Annotated in this window: 17 protein-coding genes and 1 pseudogene; 14 read left to right on the top strand and 4 right to left on the bottom strand. The window is 56.7% G+C overall.

Going from position 1 to position 17,108, the window contains the following annotated elements:
- From HY29_RS19610 to HY29_RS13855, 8 genes and pseudogenes are all read left to right on the top strand, one after another.
- A pseudogene (locus HY29_RS19610) lies at positions 1-460 on the top strand (hypothetical protein); the annotation flags it as partial.
- 95 nt (positions 461-555) lie between these two features.
- Entirely contained in the window at positions 556-1,440 is an 885-nt protein-coding gene (locus HY29_RS13825) for a PIN domain-containing protein (protein WP_162176730.1), read from the top strand.
- 17 nt (positions 1,441-1,457) lie between these two features.
- Positions 1,458-2,228, top strand: a complete 771-nt coding sequence (locus HY29_RS13830) for a hypothetical protein (RefSeq protein WP_034797953.1) — start codon at positions 1,458-1,460, stop codon at positions 2,226-2,228.
- 246 nt (positions 2,229-2,474) lie between these two features.
- The gene (locus HY29_RS13835) at positions 2,475-3,377 is read left to right on the top strand and encodes a hypothetical protein (protein ID WP_155838337.1); all 903 of its coding nucleotides are present in this window, start codon (positions 2,475-2,477) and stop codon (positions 3,375-3,377) included.
- Between the two features lie 350 nt (positions 3,378-3,727).
- The gene (locus HY29_RS13840; RefSeq protein ID WP_034797956.1) at positions 3,728-4,054 is read left to right on the top strand and encodes a hypothetical protein; all 327 of its coding nucleotides are present in this window, start codon (positions 3,728-3,730) and stop codon (positions 4,052-4,054) included.
- Positions 4,044-5,132, top strand: a complete 1,089-nt coding sequence (locus HY29_RS13845; RefSeq protein WP_034797958.1) for a hypothetical protein — start codon at positions 4,044-4,046, stop codon at positions 5,130-5,132. The genes HY29_RS13840 and HY29_RS13845 overlap by 11 nt, the downstream gene beginning before the upstream one ends.
- Positions 5,133-5,298: 166 nt before the next feature.
- The gene (locus HY29_RS19220) at positions 5,299-5,607 is read left to right on the top strand and encodes a hypothetical protein (protein WP_155838338.1); all 309 of its coding nucleotides are present in this window, start codon (positions 5,299-5,301) and stop codon (positions 5,605-5,607) included.
- A 5-nt stretch (positions 5,608-5,612) separates the two neighbouring features.
- Positions 5,613-6,227: a hypothetical protein gene (locus HY29_RS13855; protein WP_034797962.1), complete on the top strand. Its 615-nt coding sequence runs from the start codon at positions 5,613-5,615 to the stop codon at positions 6,225-6,227.
- A 69-nt stretch (positions 6,228-6,296) separates the two neighbouring features.
- Here the strand turns inward: HY29_RS13855 and HY29_RS13860 are convergent, their stop codons facing one another.
- The gene (locus HY29_RS13860; RefSeq protein WP_155838339.1) at positions 6,297-7,712 is read right to left on the bottom strand and encodes a ComEC/Rec2 family competence protein; all 1,416 of its coding nucleotides are present in this window, start codon (positions 7,710-7,712) and stop codon (positions 6,297-6,299) included.
- Between the two features lie 220 nt (positions 7,713-7,932).
- Here HY29_RS13860 and HY29_RS13865 point away from each other — a divergent pair, with 220 nt between their 5' ends.
- Together HY29_RS13865 and HY29_RS19225 are read left to right on the top strand one after the other, a co-directional pair.
- Positions 7,933-8,610 (top strand): SOS response-associated peptidase, encoded by a 678-nt coding sequence (locus HY29_RS13865; protein ID WP_034797966.1) that lies wholly within the window; start codon positions 7,933-7,935, stop codon positions 8,608-8,610.
- An 8-nt stretch (positions 8,611-8,618) separates the two neighbouring features.
- On the top strand, positions 8,619-8,783 hold the full coding sequence (locus HY29_RS19225) for a hypothetical protein (protein ID WP_155838340.1): 165 nt from the start codon (positions 8,619-8,621) through the stop codon (positions 8,781-8,783).
- 20 nt (positions 8,784-8,803) lie between these two features.
- On the opposite strand, the gene HY29_RS13870 is transcribed toward HY29_RS19225, so the two are convergent.
- From HY29_RS13870 to HY29_RS13880, 3 genes are read right to left on the bottom strand one after another with little or no spacing between them, the layout of a single operon-like run.
- Complete coding sequence (locus HY29_RS13870; RefSeq protein ID WP_034797968.1) at positions 8,804-9,370, bottom strand: AAA family ATPase; 567 nt, start codon at positions 9,368-9,370, stop codon at positions 8,804-8,806.
- Positions 9,367-9,960, bottom strand: coding sequence for a 3'-5' exonuclease (locus tag HY29_RS13875; RefSeq protein ID WP_155838341.1), 594 nt, complete (start codon positions 9,958-9,960; stop codon positions 9,367-9,369). The genes HY29_RS13870 and HY29_RS13875 overlap by 4 nt, the downstream gene beginning before the upstream one ends.
- The gene (locus HY29_RS13880; RefSeq protein ID WP_206741973.1) at positions 9,948-11,132 is read right to left on the bottom strand and encodes a hypothetical protein; all 1,185 of its coding nucleotides are present in this window, start codon (positions 11,130-11,132) and stop codon (positions 9,948-9,950) included. Before HY29_RS13880 ends, HY29_RS13875 begins: the two co-directional genes overlap by 13 nt.
- 107 nt (positions 11,133-11,239) lie before the next feature.
- Between HY29_RS13880 and HY29_RS13885 the strand changes: the two genes are divergently transcribed.
- The 4 genes from HY29_RS13885 to HY29_RS13900 form a co-directional block, all read left to right on the top strand.
- Positions 11,240-12,976: an ATP-binding cassette domain-containing protein gene (locus tag HY29_RS13885; protein ID WP_051601549.1), complete on the top strand. Its 1,737-nt coding sequence runs from the start codon at positions 11,240-11,242 to the stop codon at positions 12,974-12,976.
- Positions 12,977-12,991: 15 nt separating this feature from the next.
- Positions 12,992-13,825 carry a hypothetical protein gene (locus HY29_RS13890; protein ID WP_034797970.1) on the top strand — a complete coding sequence of 278 codons (834 nt, stop codon included), beginning with the start codon at positions 12,992-12,994 and terminating at the stop codon, positions 13,823-13,825.
- A 93-nt stretch (positions 13,826-13,918) separates the two neighbouring features.
- Entirely contained in the window at positions 13,919-14,551 is a 633-nt protein-coding gene (locus HY29_RS13895; protein ID WP_034797972.1) for an SIR2 family protein, read from the top strand.
- 789 nt (positions 14,552-15,340) lie between these two features.
- Positions 15,341-17,108, top strand: a 1,768-nt coding sequence (locus tag HY29_RS13900; RefSeq protein WP_081811411.1) for a conjugal transfer protein TraG, incomplete at its 3' end; no start/stop codon positions are given.

Raw genomic sequence — 17,108 nt, forward strand, 5'->3', positions numbered from 1 at the left:
GGCACAACGCGCCGACCGCATCGGCGACGGGATGATCGAAGCTGTTATTGTCGCCGGACGAAATGACGTGCGCACTCGGCGTTATCTTCTTCAGGAAGCCTACATGGAAATCCGACGATGCGTGATGGCAGGCTTCCTCTATGCCGGCGGCGACCGCTGGCGCCTCTCGCCAGCCTTCGACATCACCCCGTCTCCGTCCGACCAGCGCGTGCTTGAAACCGGGATCGTCGAAGGTGGCGCGTTCGAAGCCTCGTTCGACATCGCGCTCGATGCCTGTAATTTTTTGAGCTGTCGCGCGAGGAGGCTAAACGACAGGCGCGCGAGATGGCGGAACTCATCGCCGCACACCGGAAGCAGGCGCTCCTCGATGAGCGCATGTCGGCGAACGAAGCACGCAGCTATGAGGTCGCGTTTGTCCACGACGAAGCAGATAGCGCCCTGGCCGGCTGATAGTGCGTGAAGTCGGCCGACACATAGGAAGAACCTGATAAGAGTGATGTATAGTGCTGGAGCTAAACTTTTATGGTGAATGATTCCCTGTGCAGGACTTTGATCGTGAACGAAGACAGTGAAGTTGATTTCGTGTCGTTTGACCCAGAAACGCTGGCTCAGCTCCAGGGCGTACTGCAGGCATATCCGGATATCGCCCGGCTAGTTGGCGGACTGCATACATTTCGAGTCGTCATCGACGCAAACAAGGTATTCCGGGATTTGCTGGCGAGATATCGAAGTTGGAGTCAGCCAACCTTGACGGAATGTCTGGTTCGATCAGGTGTTTTGGAAGTCTACATCCCCATCCACGGCGTCAACGAAGTGAACTCCGATGCATTGCAGCGTTTTGCGCGAAACCAGGCGCCAGCCGAAAAGCTACGGGCGGAATGGGCTGCCTATCAGGAGTGCCTCATCATTGATGACCGTTTCGACCAGGCGGTCCCGGGTCATCCTGTTATCGAAGATCCGAAGGACGTTCCGTATTTCCAACTGATGGAAGCGATCGGGGCGATCGGCATTCTGACAGAGGACAAGCATTTCAATAGAATTGGTTTGAAAAAGATGAGCGGAGACTCGCTCGGGCCAGTCAAAGCTTATGCGGCTATCATGCAGGAATTGTTGGGCGTGCGCATTGCCGTTTCGGGCGTCGGGATCGTTTCGATTGCGGGTTTGGTCGAGGGCGGAAAAATTATTGCTCGCGTTTGGTCTCAAACTCCAGATTTGGTGAAACTCCTATTCGGCGGGCTGGCGATTTACGCCATCATGGATCCCCGTATGCAAAGCCGGGCGAAAGCTGCATCAGTGAAATTATGGAAGAGCGTTGAGCCTGCGATGGAGTTTGCCGCGGATCAGATTGCGAAAGACAACGTGCGAATGCAACTCGCGACTGAAGAGCGACGCAAATTACTGCATGGCAGGGCCACACACAACGACGAGCCTGACGAGTAGCCGGAGTTCCCAGATTTATGATCAAGGCCGGTTTCCTTAAAAAGCAACGCGAGAAATCACGAAGCAACCAATCAACAACACCTTTTTTGCGGCGTCTTGTCTTTCACACCGTCGATCAAGTGGCTTTGGAGCACTATGGCGCCGACTACGCGATGAAGTGCGCCCAAACAGCGGGCGCAGCTCAGCGTTTGTTGAGCCTACTGGGTGTGCAGAGCCGGCTCACTTTAGGAGCGGCGTGTTTTCCAAAGATCGCACCGGACGGACGTTTTCTTGGCTGGACTGGCTTTTGGGGAGACGATCATCATATCTGGCTGACCACGGAGTTTTTCGAGGTTGCAGATCTCTCGATTGCTCGACTGCACGATCATCCTGAAACTCGTGGCGCCGAGATGCCGACGCCAGCGATCTGGTGGGGCTATCAACAGGGATGGCCGCCGATTATCCGCTATTTGGAAGACACATTCATAGATCGAATTGCGTTGTCGTGTGCGCTCGAACAGGCGTCATTTGAGGCGTTTTTGGAGAAAGTTGAAGTTGCGTTATTGTCGATCCTCAACGAGCAAAGCGTCAGCGACATTCGGTTTGATTCAGTTCTCATGAATGTGGATCAGCTCAATGCGCTAACCGATGCGAACGACAGATGGGCGACGGCCGCATACTTCGTGCCAGCGCACAATATTACCTTCCCGGATTGGATAGTTGAACGCGAAAAAGAGCTGGAATACTTCATCAGCCGCAACCAACGCCCTCCCAGTCGTTTATCGCTTCGAGAAGACCTGATCCGGTAATATCCGGCTCATCCCCGAGAACGGGCGAAGAAGCAGTCTTACAAACAGGATTTCCATTGGCGCAAGATGTTGGGAATCACCCCAAGCGCTCGCTCAAAGACAGGTCCCAAGACGAAGAAGCGATGTAACATCCGCTGCCGAATATAGGCATTGTGCGCAAATGAAGAAGTTTGAGTGCGGGAATCCCGCCGAAAGGGATAGGCCTATAAGCAAGCCTGCCTGTAAACAGAACACGAGGGACCTTTTATGGCTGCGAAGAAAACAACGAAAGTGCCTGGTGCGATTCTGAGCGCTAGACAGAAAGAAAAAGTAGAACTTGAGGTCGTCTCCAGCCAGGCCCGACTTCGGCTTACTCGCCTGCTGCGACCACGCGCCGGAAGACACCAAACAGAAGAATCTCCGATGATCGATCTAATTCACATAAACCGGATCGTGAATCTCGCAAATGCCGTCCTCGGAAGGCCAATCTATACCCTTGAGCTTAGCGACTGGGATTATGAGCCAGCAGAATATGCATGGCACAATGGCGAGTTAGAACTTGTACTGAGACGGCCAGAGACCGCTGAGCTTGTAGAGATACTGGTCGATCTGGTAGATGCCGGTTGCATTCTGATTGAGGACGTAAATGCGGTTCTGGAGGCTGATCGCAGTGGAATTCGGATCAGCACGAGCGATGGCGGAGCCGCAGTTGAGGTCATAGACGTTGCGAAATTGCCAGAAGCTTCTCTGGCCCCAGGCGAACATGTAAACGTCCGAAAACTGGTCGAGCGCATGGATCGCGCAATGCAGGATCGGGATTGGTCTCTCGTGCTACATACGAGCGCTTCAATATTTGAGACGGTAGCCAAACAAGTCGTCTCCGAACCCACTATCCAAAATAAGAGTCTAGGCGGTTGGTTCAGTCTTTATCGGAAGCGCTCGACGCTTGCTGCCCCGCTGTTGGATACGATCGAGGCCATATTCAAACGGCGAAATATTGAACCGCTTGCCGGTCATGGCTCTGCATCTGATCCCTCCATCACCGAGGAAGAAGCCGTTCAAGTTCGCGAACTCACGATTGCATTCGTTCGATTGGAAAGAACGTTGTTGACCGCTTCCGCAAACCGCCCCGCTCAGGTCAAAAAAACACGGGGAACGACCAAAAATTAATTGTCGCGCAAGCTGCACATCTCGCTAACGATACGGCAACGTATCGTAGCAGCTTTGCGGAAGCCGGACCGCCGCTCGCGGGCGGAAAACGGACGGCCACCCCGCCGAAGACCACGGATTGCTGACCATACGGCAGCAGCCATTCGGCCGGGTGGTGTCTACCGGGCATCAGACATAGCCCATCTCGACATCAACGGCGTTCAAGCGCCCACGCACTTGAAACAAAAGAGCAAGCAAGGATGCTCGGAGGATAGCCGGGCTTTTTTCAGTGCCCTCCAAACGCCGGCGCTTGATTCTGATGCACCCATCGGTCACTCATCTCGTACAAGAGTACTAAACGGGGGTGCCGTATGGCTGAAGAACATGAAACGCTGGTCATTGAATTGTCCGGTGATTTTGACGTGGAGAACCTGGCCGCTTCGCTCGAAGACGAACTCGTTGATGTAGGAAGCGGCGCGGGTCTGGGCGCGGAACGCGTCCTTCAATTGATCGCAGAAAACTCCAAACCCGCCATCGCCGCGTTGCGCCAACTCTTAGCTCGCATTTTCCAGGCAAGCCGGGTGACGGGCGTCAAGATTACGAGGGATACCGTCCAAATCGGGTCAATGCGCGCAGAAGACGCCGCCGCAGTCCAAAAGCTGATTGAAGACATCCTGGACCGGCTCGATGAGCGTTAGGGAAACGCGCGCGTTTAAAGCCGCCATCGGCAATCCAGCGCTCGGCACAATTATGGGGATACACGACTTCGATCCCTCACCCGCCATCGATAAGGTGGACCGGCCTGTGTTCGTCGTGTCTTGCTATTCCGACAGAACGCGCCAGTTCTGTATAGAATACCGCGATTTCGTTCTCGTCATTCAGAACAGCTATCTCTTGTCATTTGTCGACAATATCGCCGTTGGGGCCCTTGTTGCAGCGAGTGACGCGAAATTCGATCTGCTGAGCTATGCCGGATCTCTCGCCAAGAAGTTTGTTGCCGAACAGCTCTACAGGCTAGCGCCGTCATCACTTGCCCGCGTTCTCTATCTGGAGACGGTCGGCCAATTTGAACCTCATTGGCGAGGCCCACTCCTGCGCAGGAATGAGGACGAGACCTTGAAGGCCGCTTCCCGCGCAATCTCCCAACTGACCGCTGACTTTATGCTGCACCACGAGCTTGGACATGTGGCCGCAAAAGACAGGCGCTTTTATCCCTTCGTCAGGGATGTCGTCGAGGAATACCTGGCCGATGCGGCCCCTGCAATCGAAGCCGCTCTAGTGCGTGCACTGATGGATGAAGCTGAAGCCGACCTGTTTGCACTGAATTGCTGCATAGCCTCCTATGCAGCGGATTTTGGCTACGAGAAGCTGCTCGAATACCTCACCTTTGTCGCGCGGGCCGTTACGGCGATCAATGTCCTCTATCTTTTCACGGACGACATCCATCACCTGAATGTCGACAGTACCGCGCCGAGGCCCGACATGGACCGGCATATGGGTCTCTGGGCGCATCGTGAGAAGATCATGTGCGGATATCTTGAAAGTTTCAGCTTCGGACCGGATACGGTCATTGCGAAAGCGTCAGATTCCCGTCTCGCCTTGCCGGCTCTAACCCCGCTCTTTCATCGGATCACCGACGGCGCGCAACTTACCGAACCGACCAGTGTCGATGCTCGCCGCTTCGCTCATGTCCTCGATCTCGGATTTCAGACGGGCGACGGCTTTGAGGCGGTCATCGGCGCTGTCCGCGAACCATGGGTGCTCTCACGGGATTAAAAGGGGGGCGGTGTGAAATCGCCCATCGGGAGTCCGCATTGTTCCGCCCCATCGCAAATTCGCTCCTGCACAAGACGGCTTGGATTTGCAACCAAGGGAAGACCTCACCTAGACAAAAAGCAATCAAAGGCACAATCTGTGTAAATCATTATTGGGGGAAGCAGCGATGCGCGTGAAAGACGTCAAAGGTATCGACCCGAAGATAGCAGACGACCTCGAAAAGCTTCTTCGTAGAAGCGAACGAATTGCTCAGAATGTGCAACGCATTGCAGCGGGCAAGAAAATTACGCGCCGACGCGGTCAGGCGTTGCAACGCGAAATCTTCGGGAAGATTCAGAATATTGTCGCCCAAATTACTGCAACACATTGTTTTGAAGCTACGCCGAAATCCACTTACCAGCCTCACCAGCTAACCGATGGCAGAGTTGTCATGCGGTGCGGGCACAGTCCGTTTCACACGATGAGGCCAGGGTAGCGAAGATGTCGATCAAGGCCGTCATCGCGTTCCTTGCCATCGCATTGGCAATCATTTCGCACCTCTGTGTGCCTCTATGGGCGCATGTCGCCCTCTGCGCGGCAACGCTGTTCCCGATCATTGTCGCGCACCGAACCATGGCCAAGAGACCGACACTCTCCAACCTGCTGCTGCAAAGCTGGTATGTCGGATACATTTTACTGGCGTCGCTGGTCGGACGCTTATCGATCTTGATTTCGATTGCCGTGTCCGGAATGTTCTCTGACAGACCGGATGCGAAACTTTTGACGGATTTTCTCGGCGGCGGCGTTACGGCGCTCTTCGCAACCGCATTCTTTGAGCCGTTCAATAAAATGGAAGGCGGACTGTGGCCCGAGCCTCTGTTCAGAAAATGGTTTGAAAACGCAAATCAGGATTTAAACCTTCAAGGCTCCGCAGACGAAAAAACCGCGTTTGACGCCGTCAATCAGCTGAGGGTCTTCAACGAAGAGAAGGGAACAACCCTCGTCGATGGCTGGGGCTATTCCGCGAGGGCGAAACGCGCAGAAATCGTCGAGATCTATCGAAAACACCAGAGCGAAACGCCGCCAGAGGAGAAGGACGCTGCGGACGCTTCTTGAGCCGGATGTCTCAAGGAAGATCTGCCTGCAAATTGCCTCACGTCCGCAGGCGGCGACCCACCCTCCACTTTATGCCAGCCTCTCCGTCTCCTCCTCATCCTTGAGCACTTCATGGAACCTGCCTTTCCAGGGGACCGTGAAGGAGTCCCAGATGTCCGGTTTGTTTTTGTGCTGTTCCTTCATCTGCGCCATCGCCAGCACCTCGCCGTTGGAGCGCGCATTAATAAGGCCGTAGTGGATGTTTTCGCTGCTCACGGCGCGGGCGAGCTCTGTCGAAAAGAAAAGCGGAAAATCACCGCTTGTGTGCCGGCACAACGCGCCGACCGCATCGGCGACGGGGTGATCGAAGCTCTTATTGTCGCCAGACGAAATGACATTCGCGCTCGGCTTGATCTTCTTCAGAAAGCCTACATGAAAATCCGACGATCCGTGATGACAGGCTTTGGAGACATCGCACGCAAACGGATTGTCGTCGCCGAAATGCTTCAGCAAATGGAGCTGAGCGGGAATATTGAGATCGCCCCCGAAAAGGAACGTGTGATCCCCGTAGTATAATTTCAGAACGATTGAGTGACCGTTCCGGGTATGAGAGGAGCTGGGAGAAGGTATTTCCGATGCGTCCGCCGGGTCCTTTCTCCTCACGACAATGTCTTCCGAATCCGGAAAGGTCACATACTCGACACTTCCCGACATTTTCGTTGGAATGGGTCCGAGCACTTCAACGTAAAGCTTATCCTTCGATTTGCTCGCAAACCCTGGCAAGGATTTGTCACGTATCGTCAGGCGCTTTGCGAACCCCACCCGCCCCGCGTCATGCGCCTGAATCGCGGCATCCCAAAATTTTCGATAGGTAGTCGGATTTCCCTTTTTGGTGTCGAAGTGGCCTGTCGCCATCATCGCGCGCGCGTCTTCGATCGTGTCGATGGTTTCAACAAGGACGATCTCTTTCTGGCCGGCGACCGTCCGCGTCTTCAACTCTCCGAGATCGAAGCCGAGATGAGAGGGGAGATTGTTTGAAGGGTACCGCAAAATTCCATTGTGATAGATTGTCTCCACTTCGAAGGCAGGATCGTTCAAAACAGAGATAAAACCTTCATAGTGATCCTGGTCCGGATGACTGATCACCATCGCCTTGATCTTGACAGAGCCCTCCTCTTCGATGATGCGCTTGTAGCGCGATTTCATGAACCGATAATACTGGCTTCCCGGCCCGCCATCGACAAGCATAAGCCCCTCGGGCGATTCTATGATGCCGCCGTCTCCCTGACCGACATCGACGTAAAATATCTTCAGTCCAGGATTGTCCCGCACGTCATCCTTGTGCACCCAGCCGCCGGGGCCTGCGGATCGTGTCGATACCCGCAGCCAGTCTCCATCATCCTCCCAGACAATGAGGTAGGTGCCGAGGAGAACATGGTTCTTCTTCCGCGCGTTTCTGCTTTTGCCCGCATAAAGAATTGTCTCAGGCTGATCTCCGTAAACCACTCTCGGCATATTTAAGTCCCCCTTGAATATTCCGGATAGCCCTTAGGCTGAACCTGCAGGGCGCCAACATTGATGTTTATGAACACTCTTGGACTATTTAAACTATACACGACATTCCCGTCTGGTTGAGAGGTTTTTTAGCGCCATCCCTACGGCAGGCCCCAGCGATCTTCGGACGGAGGGCGAAGACGCACCCCCGTAAAGATGCTACATAGCTCGCATGTGCGGACGATTTTTCATCTATGGCCTGAGCTGGGAGGACTATCGCGCCTATCTCGACATGATCAATGCCGAGGACATTTCCAAGACGCGCGCGGCGTTCAATGTCGCGCCCACGCAGAAAGCGCCGATTGTCCGGATGACTGAAGGCGGCGACAAGCCCGAACTCGCACATGCCACTTGGGGGCTCGTGCCTCGATGGTGGAAAAAGCCGCTTGCCGAAAAGAAGTTCTCTACCTTCAACGCCAAGGGCGAGGACGTCGCGGAGAAGGCGACCTTCCGGGCCTCATGGAAGGACCGCCCCTGCCTCGTGCCTATGAGCGGGTTCTACGAATGGAAGGGCAAAGCCGGCGCCAAGCAGCCCTACGCCATAGGCCTCAGGAACCGGCGTGTGTTCTTCACCGCAGGCCTTTGGGATCGGGCTACGATCGATGGCGAGACCGTCGACAGCTTCACGATCCTGACGACAACGCCCAACAAACTAATGGCGGACATCCACAAACGGATGCCAGCGATCCCACGCCAGGACCAGATTTCGGACTGGCTCAGGGGCTCGCCCGAAATCCGAGCCGAGATGATCGAACCACATGATGCGGAGGATATGCATGCCTGGAAGGTCAGCAAGGACGTCGGCAATGTCAGGAACCAGGGCGAAGAGCTGATCAAGCCGGTTGAATAGAAACACCAATGACGATGTTGGACGACGCCGACAGCGCCGCCAAGGCTAACGATCCGACCCATGATAATGCCGATGGCGCCAGCCATTCCGTTCCCGCCGGCAAACGCAGACCGCTCTCACGCAAGCGCAAGCCGCTATGCTACGAGATAGCTGCGGAGCTGCAATGGACGTAACAGCTGATCCAAATCTGTTGCTACCTGAGCGTCGCAGCGACCCATTCCAGCTCGACTTTGCGATTGGTCGAGGTTAGCGGTCGAATGGGTATACCGGCAGTATTCATTAATTCAGAAATCGCGCGCGCCGCTTCTTGCCTGAAGGTGCTATCGGTATCGCGTCCCGGCCCGAGAGGAATGTCTGGGTTCAGCTCAGTCAAATAGACTATATCGCACTGACGAAGGTGCCATCGGGCAAGCGTTAACAGTGCCGAACGCCCATCCTCATCGGCTAACCGTCCCGTAGAAGAAATCGCAGCGTCATAGTACCCGAGAGCATCAATTGGCGGACGATCAATCAGTAGCACGTCGGTCGCGAGAGCAGCCTCGGCCTCTTGACGCAAGCCCTCGGCAATTATCCAGAGTGTGCTGTCGATAGTGTGATCTCGGAGAATCGGAAAGCCGAGAGCGCGGGCCTGCCGGGCAAGGTCGGCGACTCGTCCGACCTTCAACCCTGCCCCTTTAAGCGGATGCTCTACTTCGTCAAGAAAGCTCGATTTGCCGGTTGAGTGCGCGCCGGCAATTGCTATTCGGATCGGCCGTTTCAAAAGAGATCCCCCTGACTGACTGGAGGACGGTAAAGACAGGACTGAAGCGCGCTAAAGCGCTGCGCCGGCGGGATACTTTCCAGCAACGCCTTCAGCAAAAGCGCACAAAGCGCTGCGTCATATCCCGCCTCATGGTCGCTCCCACCAGATATGTTGGCCGCGCGGCCTGTCAGATTAAAATGCCCGCCGAGCTTGCCGAGGGCATGTGACTCCAATTCCGGATGAAGCGACCGTGCCAGTGCTAGCGTGTCATAGGCAGCTACGGGCGACCACTCAGGAAATGCGCGTGTGAGCGCATCCACCTCGACCTTTACGTTGTGACCGACAATAGGAAGATCGTCGATCCAGGTGCGCACGCCATCTTCGATGTCCTCAATGGACGGAGCGCTGGCTACGTCCTCATTGGTGATGCCATGGATCCGCGTCACCGCGGGCTTGATGGGCTCGATGGGTTTGACACGCCAGGATAATGACCTGCCCGTGAGTTCGAGGTCTTTGAGTTCCACGATAGCGACTTCAACGATTTCAGGCGGCGAGCCGCCGTTCCCTTCCACATCCACTGCCCATATGCGCTCGATCATGTCGTCCATCCGATTTCAGCGCGACCATGGCGACCGGGCCTGTGGGGGTGAGCGCGGTCGTGAACCTGGAAGTTCAGCGAATGCTGAAGAAAATAGCGCTGCTCCTCGCTGCTATTTGAAACGAAAATGCGATCACCTTCCACTGTAACAGCTTCGACGTCGAGGCCGGCTATGGAGGCTAACCGAAGAACTTCTTCCAGTTTCGGTCTTACAAAGACAGCTTTGCAGCGGCGGACCTGCTCGGGCGGGCAAATGTCGCAGAGGTCCGGCAGACCGACATGGCCGTTATAGTCGTGTGTCGACCAAGCATGAGCCACAGCGCAGGAAGTTTTTCGAAAGAGCTTGCTGGCTTTGGAGCGCGAAAGTATGCGCCGCTCCAATTCTTGCGGCATGACCTTTCGTCTCGCGACGTCCGCATAGACATCTTCCAATCCGAGCCCTCGCAGGTGAGCACGGATTTCCTCTCGCAGGAAAAGGCCCGTGAAGGCGGTCGCATGGGCGATATTGCTCAGTTGGGCTGCCTTTTCAATGTGCGCGTCGGTATCATTGATCCCGAGAATGAGCGGTCGCCAATAGAGTACGCACCGAGTGCGACGGCTTTGCTCGAACAGGGTTTCGAGCGATTTCGCGGCGATTGACTGATCTACCGGTTCAAGACGGTCATCCTCAATCCCAGACCAGGTGCAGAGTATTGTTACGCGAAGATGTTGGAGTTGATCGAGCCGAACGACGTCGTCTCGCGTTACGTGCCAACGGGTGATTATAAGAACCAGGTTGGCTAGCCCCCTTAGGTCTAAGGCTTCGAGTGTCTCGAAGAGTTCTTCTTTTACCTTTGGGAGAAAGGGGTCTGTGGCGCGATTGAAGATCTGGATCGGCGTATTATGGGCTTGGAACGCCCAGTGATGGACGAGCTGTTCCACAGCATCGCTTGTTGGAACGATTCTGTGGGGCTTTTTCATATCGTAGTTATTGAATAGGTGGCGCACACAGTAGCCGCAATCGAGTGGACAGCCGACGACGTGATTCAAACTTAGTCCAGACTTGCGATAGTCAATAAAGGCGGAGAGGCTTGCAGGGAGGTCCTGCGGGGCGGGGCGAAGCATGATTTCCTCTCTATAATGAATGCCGACTACCGCATGCTTCAGTGTTCGCCTAAGCGAAGCAATGCGGTAGGAAAACATTCACCTTATACGCGTCCTTTACAGTAAACCTTCGGTGTAAGACAATCCTTTCCTGGAGAAGGAGAGGACTGACGCTTTCGGATCGAGCACAACGCAAGCTGGGGCCCATGGGTATCCGTGCGCTAGCTGTCATCCGCCCCGAGCTCACTGGCGCCGATATGCGCAAGCTCGTCGCGGCACTCGCCTGCGTCGCCCTCAAACTGCTTGTTGACGCGCTGTCGGGCGAGGGCGCGTCATTCGTCGGACTGACGCTCGCGCCGCTCGGACTTCTCGCGGCTTATGTCGGCGCACAGTGGGCCGGCAGAATGGCGAGCGAGTTGCGGATGCTACTCTTTGGCGGCGCCGAACAATCCATTACCCGTAAGCTAAGTCGCAAGCTCTTCTCGCATGTCATGGCCCTGCCCTTGCGGTTTCACCTCGGGCGCGCGACGGGCGCGGTAGCACAGACGCTGGAGAATGGCCTCCAGGGCTTCCGGCTGATCATGCAGCATGCCCTGTTCACGCTGCTGCCGGGTCTACTTGAAATCGTCATTATGGCGGCGATCATTGCGATCGCCCTCGACTCGGTCTTTCTCGTAGTCTTCGGCGCCTGTGCGTTGTTTTATGTCCTCGCCTTTGCCGATGGCGCGCGAAAAGTTCTGAAAGCCAGCCGGGCCGTCTCGTCCGCCCGCATCGACGCCAACGCGCAACTCGCCGACGGCTTGCTCAATTTCGAGACCGTTAAATCCTTCACCGGCGAAGCCGCGGTCTCCCGCCGTTATGATCAGACGCTCGCGGAGGCGCAGACCCGCTGGGGCGCCTTCTACCGCGCCCGTTTCGTCAATGGCATTCGCGTTGCGCTGATATTTGCGACTGGACTTGCGGCGACGCTCTGGCTCGCTGTCACACGCGTTCAGTCGGGGGCCATGACCATCGGCGATTTCATCCTCGTCAACGCCTACATGCTCCAGATCGTTCGGCCGCTCGAACTTCTCGGCTATGGCGTCCGCGACATGGGCCAGGGCGCGGCGTTCATCGAGCGAATGCTCGATCTGCTCGACGAGGACCCGGAGCCTTCGGTCTCGTCTGATGGGGAGCACTCCGCGGCATACCTCGCACGGGCCCAGGGAGCGGCGAGGGTGGCCTTCGAGAATGTCACCTTCTCCTACATTGAAGGTCAGCCCGTACTGCGCGACCTGAGCTTCGAAATCGAGCCCGGCGCGATGACAGCGCTCGTCGGGGCGTCCGGCGGCGGCAAGTCCTCAATCGTCCGGCTGATCCTTCGGTTCTACGAACCCGACGCTGGCCGCATCCTCTTCGAAGGCGTTCCTCTGACCGAGTATTCGCCGGCGGACCTCCGGCGCCTGATCGCGCTCGTCCCCCAGGATACGTCCCTCTTTAACGCCAGCTTGGCCTTCAACATCGGTTTCCCGGAATACGACAACGCACGCGAAGACATCGAGCGCGCCGCAAGCCTCGCCAACCTCGATACGCTCATCGCAAAGCTCCCGGACGGATTTGACACGATCGTGGGCGAGCGCGGCCTCAAGCTCTCCGGCGGCGAGAAGCAGCGCGTCGCCATCGCCCGGGCATCGTTGAAACAGCCGCGGCTCTTCATTGCCGATGAGGCGACATCCTCGCTGGACTCCCGGACCGAGGCCGAAATTGTCGAAAACCTCACCATCGCCGCGCGCGGCGTCACCACTCTTGTCATCGCGCACCGGCTTTCTACCGTGGTGAAAGCGGACGAAATTATCGTCCTCGACCAGGGAATAATTGTCGAGCGGGGCGCGCACGCCGACCTCCTGGCGCGAAACGGGCTTTACGCCGATCTGTGGCGCGCGCAGACCGAAAATGAATCGTGATTGAGGTATCGCGGAATGGGTAAAGAGACCTGGCCGAAATTCTATCAACGTCTGATCCAGGACAATCGAACAGCGTTCCGCGGAGCGCAACTCAAGGTCATGCGAGCCGACCACCTGCTGGAAGAACTGGAAATCGCGATCCGGGTTCTGCCGCAATCAATCGGGAAACAGTTTCTCATCGGGTTGTCCGGTGAAACAGTCCACATAACCTTCCTGCCTGATCAAATGCCCCTACAACTCTCCGCAGCGCTAGGCGATTGCGTTCACAACATTCGAAGCGCCTTCGACCACGTCGCCGTTGCCTTGACGGCGCCTCCGATCGGGACAGGGAACCCGAACTATTCCGGTATGCCGACCGGGAAGGATCAGAACGCTTATGAAGGCGAACGTGCGAAAAAAATGAAGGGCGCACCGCCATCCGCGTTGGCCATCATCGATGCATTGGAGCCCTGGCGAGGTGGACGGAATCTCGTTCGGGAGCTGCACGAACTCGACATCATGGACAAACATCGCCTCTTGGTTCCCGCGATCGCTGAAATGCATATCCGTAGTATGGGCGCAGAAATCAGAGGCAGGCCAATTACGATCACCGGAAACGATGTCAGGTCCGTCGCTGACGGCCAGAACTTCGTGATCGAGATTCCGTGCCCTGGCATCAAAAGCCACACCGAGTTCAAGCTGACAAACTCGCTCAAAGCCGACTTCTCAATAAAGTTCGACCGAGATCATCCCTGTGCGGGTGAACTTGTGCTTCCGGCCCTGAAGCGGATGCGGGCGACCGCATCCGAATTGTTGGAAAAATGCGAGACCGCCTTCCCTGGCGTTGTATCGTGGCGCGTGATGAGGTAAGCACACCGGTGAAAACTTGTTCAATACTCAGACTCATGCCTAACGAAGTAGTCGACATTTCGATCGAAAATTGACTCAAGATAAGAGAACTAGGTGAGCATCGCGGATCGAGTCATCTCTATGGGCGACGGATTGGCCGCCATACCAGAGCGGCTGCTGCTTGCACACGCACGCGGCGAAGTCCTGTTCATTTGCGGCGCGGGCATCTCTCGTCCCGCAGGTCTTCCCGATTTTCGTCAACTCGTTCTCGATGTCTATGCCGCGCTCGATACGTCGGCGCATGCTGTACTGGCTGCCGTGCCGCTGGGCGCCAGCAATCGGTGGGAAGGCGATTTTAATTCCCTGACCGATCGCCAGACGGCTGAAGTGAAGCGCTTCATTCTCGGCGACTATGACGTTGTCCTCGGCATGCTTGAGCGAAGACTAGATGATCAGACGCGCGGCGATAGTCAGGTTAGGAGGACAGTCGCGTCAATTATCCGGGCGGGCGCCACAAGCCCCGCCGCAATCCACAAGGCGCTTATGGCTCTGGCGGATCGAGGTGGGGCCAAAACCATCGTGACGACCAACTTCGATCTCCTGCTTCAAGTCGCTGCTCAACGGCTTCGATCATCGGTAGAGACGTATTCTCTCGGCTCAATTCCAAGGCCGACACGTCAATCAGATTTTTCGGGCGTCCTTCATATCCATGGTGTGCTCGACAAAAGCCCGTTATTGTTGACCTAGCGCTCGTCCGTATCGATAGCGGATTTGTGGGAAGTGGATATGTGGAGGGAATTGGAACAGTCGGTGAGATGCTCAGCACAGCTAGCATCCCGAAGCCCGTGAAGATATCCGGTGGAGCATCCGGTGTACTTGACCTAATAGCAGACGATTTTGGCCTTTGGAATGAAATGACGCTACCGTCAGGTGAGTGCCAGTGCTTTTCTGATTTGTTCCAATTAAAGCCGCCAGCCAGCGGTCTCCTTGCACCAAGGCTGGCCGCTGCGCTTTCACCAATGGTAAAGAACAAGGATTCCGGCGCATGGGTGCTTGCTGACCGACCAGACGGTGCTTACGGACTCTGCGGGCTTGTGATAGGGGGTGACGGCCACACTGGATACGCAATTTTCGCAGATTCCATGAGAGCGTGGACCTCAACAAGCGGGTCACCGCCTCGTGTTCTGACCTGCGTTTAGTCCTGTGCTGACAATAGCCAGCGGTTGCAGACTGTCGATGGGCTCACGTCGGGCTCCACCTAGCCGGACTCCATTCCTGATGAAGCGGATTTGCCCGAGGAGATGCACCTGATTACGGACGCACGTATCCGTGTTGGGCAATTTATAGTTTTGTTTTTCTTCACCACCTTGGCGGTGCTCCCTCCCCCTCATTGGGCCGCCGGGTGACTCAGATTGACTTCTCACTCTTTTGCAACGTTTGCCGCCCGCTGCGCCGGATTGTCCGCCGTCCAACTAGGTTTTTCCGCCTCACAGCCCGACCTTCCTGAAGTCTGCAACCAGACGTCAGGAGCGACTTATGACCGGCACGCGCATTCTCATTGGACAAATCGTTATCGTCTTCGCCATCATCATTGGCGCACTCTGGACCGCCACCCAATTGACCGCCGAGGAGTTGGGATTTCAGGTGGCTCTCGGGGCGCCCTGGTTCGAGTTCTCCGGCTATCCCGTGTACCGGCCATGGAGGCTCTTCCAATGGTGGTATGCGTACGAAGCCTATGCGCCCGAAACCTTCGCCAGAGGCGGATTGATTACCGTTAGCGGCGCCGGGCTTGGCGTACTGGCCGCGATCATTGGCTCTGTGCTGCGCAGCCGGCACGAACGCAATGTCACCACCTACGGCTCCGCGCGCTGGGCGACGCGTTCCGACATGAAGCGCGGAGGGCTGTTGGCCGAAAGAGGCGTATTCCTCGGCGCCTATAAAAATCGCTATCTGCGCCATGACGGACCCGAACATGTGATGGCGTTTGCGCCAACCCGTTCTGGCAAGGGCGTCGGACTGGTTTTGCCGACGCTCCTCTCCTGGACCGGAAGCACCGTTGTCCATGACATCAAGGGGGAAAACTGGTCGCTGACCTCCGGCTGGCGATCGACCTTCTCCCGGTGCATCCGGTTCGATCCGACAGACCGGAGAAGCCCGCGCTACAACCCCCTCTCAGCGATCCGCCGCGGCGAACAGGAAGTTCGAGACGCTCAGAATATCGCCGACATTCTCGTCGATCCGGAAGGCTCGCTCGAACGGAGAAACCATTGGGAGAAGACCGGCCATTCGCTGCTTGTCGGCGTCATCCTCCACGTCCTTTATGCGGAAGCGGACAAGACGCTGGCGGGATGCGCGCGCCTGCTCGCCGATCCAGACCGGACCTTCGCCGCCACCCTGCGCGCCATGATAACGACGCCGCATCTCGGCGAACGCGGGGTTCACCCGATCGTCGCCCAGGCCGCGCGAGAATTGCTCAACAAATCCGAGAACGAACGCTCCGGTGTTCTCTCGACAGCGATGAGCTTTCTCTCGCTCTACCGCGATCCGGTCATCGCCGACGTCACAAGCAGCTCCGATTGGCGGATTGAGGACCTGACCGCCGCTGAGCGGCCGGTTTCGCTCTATCTTGTGGTCCCGCCCTCAGATCTCTCTCGCACCAAGCCGCTGATGCGGCTGATCCTCAACCAGATCGGCCGGCGCCTCACGGGAGCATTGCCGGAACGCTCGCACCGGAAACTCCTTCTCATGCTGGATGAGTTCCCTGCGCTCGGCCGGCTCGATTTTTTCGAGAGCGCGCTCGCTTTCATGGCGGGTTATGGCATCCGTTCCTTCCTCATCGCCCAGTCGCTCAACCAGATCGAAAGAGCCTACGGGCCCAACAATTCGATCCTGGACAATTGCCATGTGCGCGTCGCCTTCGCCACCAATGACGAACGCACGGCCAAGCGCGTTTCTGACGCCATCGGCACAACGACGGAACTGCGCGCTCAGAAGAACTATACCGGCCACCGTCTGGCGCCATGGCTCAGCCATATGATGGTCTCGCGCCAGGAAACCCAGCGCGCCCTGATCACTCCGGGTGAGGTGATGCAGCTCCCGGCCGATGAAGAACTCATCCTCGTGTCCGGAACGCCGCCGGTTCGCGCGAAGAAGCTGCGCTATTTTGAAGACCGGAACTTCACGAACCGAGTTCTTCCCGAAGCGTCTATCCGATCGCAAGACGGTGAGGACGAGCCCGCGACCTGGTCCGGCGACGTAGGCCCGGACGATGAAGGCGGTGACGGCGGTGACGGCGGTGACGGCG

This window comes from Hyphomonas beringensis, from assembly GCF_000682755.1.
GTDB lineage: Bacteria > Pseudomonadota > Alphaproteobacteria > Caulobacterales > Hyphomonadaceae > Hyphomonas > Hyphomonas beringensis.

Bases quoted from the DNA above. Each gene is read 5' to 3' on its own strand.
- HY29_RS13840 (WP_034797956.1), top strand. From the start codon at position 3,728: ATGGCTGAAGAACATGAAACGCTGGTCATTGAATTGTCCGGTGATTTT.
- HY29_RS13830 (WP_034797953.1), top strand. From the start codon at position 1,458: ATGATCAAGGCCGGTTTCCTTAAAAAGCAACGCGAGAAATCACGAAGC.
- HY29_RS13875 (WP_155838341.1), bottom strand. From the start codon at position 9,960: ATGGACGACATGATCGAGCGCATATGGGCAGTGGATGTGGAAGGGAAC.
- HY29_RS13865 (WP_034797966.1), top strand. From the start codon at position 7,933: ATGTGCGGACGATTTTTCATCTATGGCCTGAGCTGGGAGGACTATCGC.
- HY29_RS13880 (WP_206741973.1), bottom strand. From the start codon at position 11,132: ATGTTTTCCTACCGCATTGCTTCGCTTAGGCGAACACTGAAGCATGCG.
- HY29_RS13890 (WP_034797970.1), top strand. From the start codon at position 12,992: ATGGGTAAAGAGACCTGGCCGAAATTCTATCAACGTCTGATCCAGGAC.
- HY29_RS19220 (WP_155838338.1), top strand. From the start codon at position 5,299: ATGCGCGTGAAAGACGTCAAAGGTATCGACCCGAAGATAGCAGACGAC.
- HY29_RS19225 (WP_155838340.1), top strand. From the start codon at position 8,619: ATGACGATGTTGGACGACGCCGACAGCGCCGCCAAGGCTAACGATCCG.
- HY29_RS13885 (WP_051601549.1), top strand. From the start codon at position 11,240: ATGGGTATCCGTGCGCTAGCTGTCATCCGCCCCGAGCTCACTGGCGCC.
- HY29_RS13845 (WP_034797958.1), top strand. From the start codon at position 4,044: ATGAGCGTTAGGGAAACGCGCGCGTTTAAAGCCGCCATCGGCAATCCA.
- HY29_RS13835 (WP_155838337.1), top strand. From the start codon at position 2,475: ATGGCTGCGAAGAAAACAACGAAAGTGCCTGGTGCGATTCTGAGCGCT.
- HY29_RS13855 (WP_034797962.1), top strand. From the start codon at position 5,613: ATGTCGATCAAGGCCGTCATCGCGTTCCTTGCCATCGCATTGGCAATC.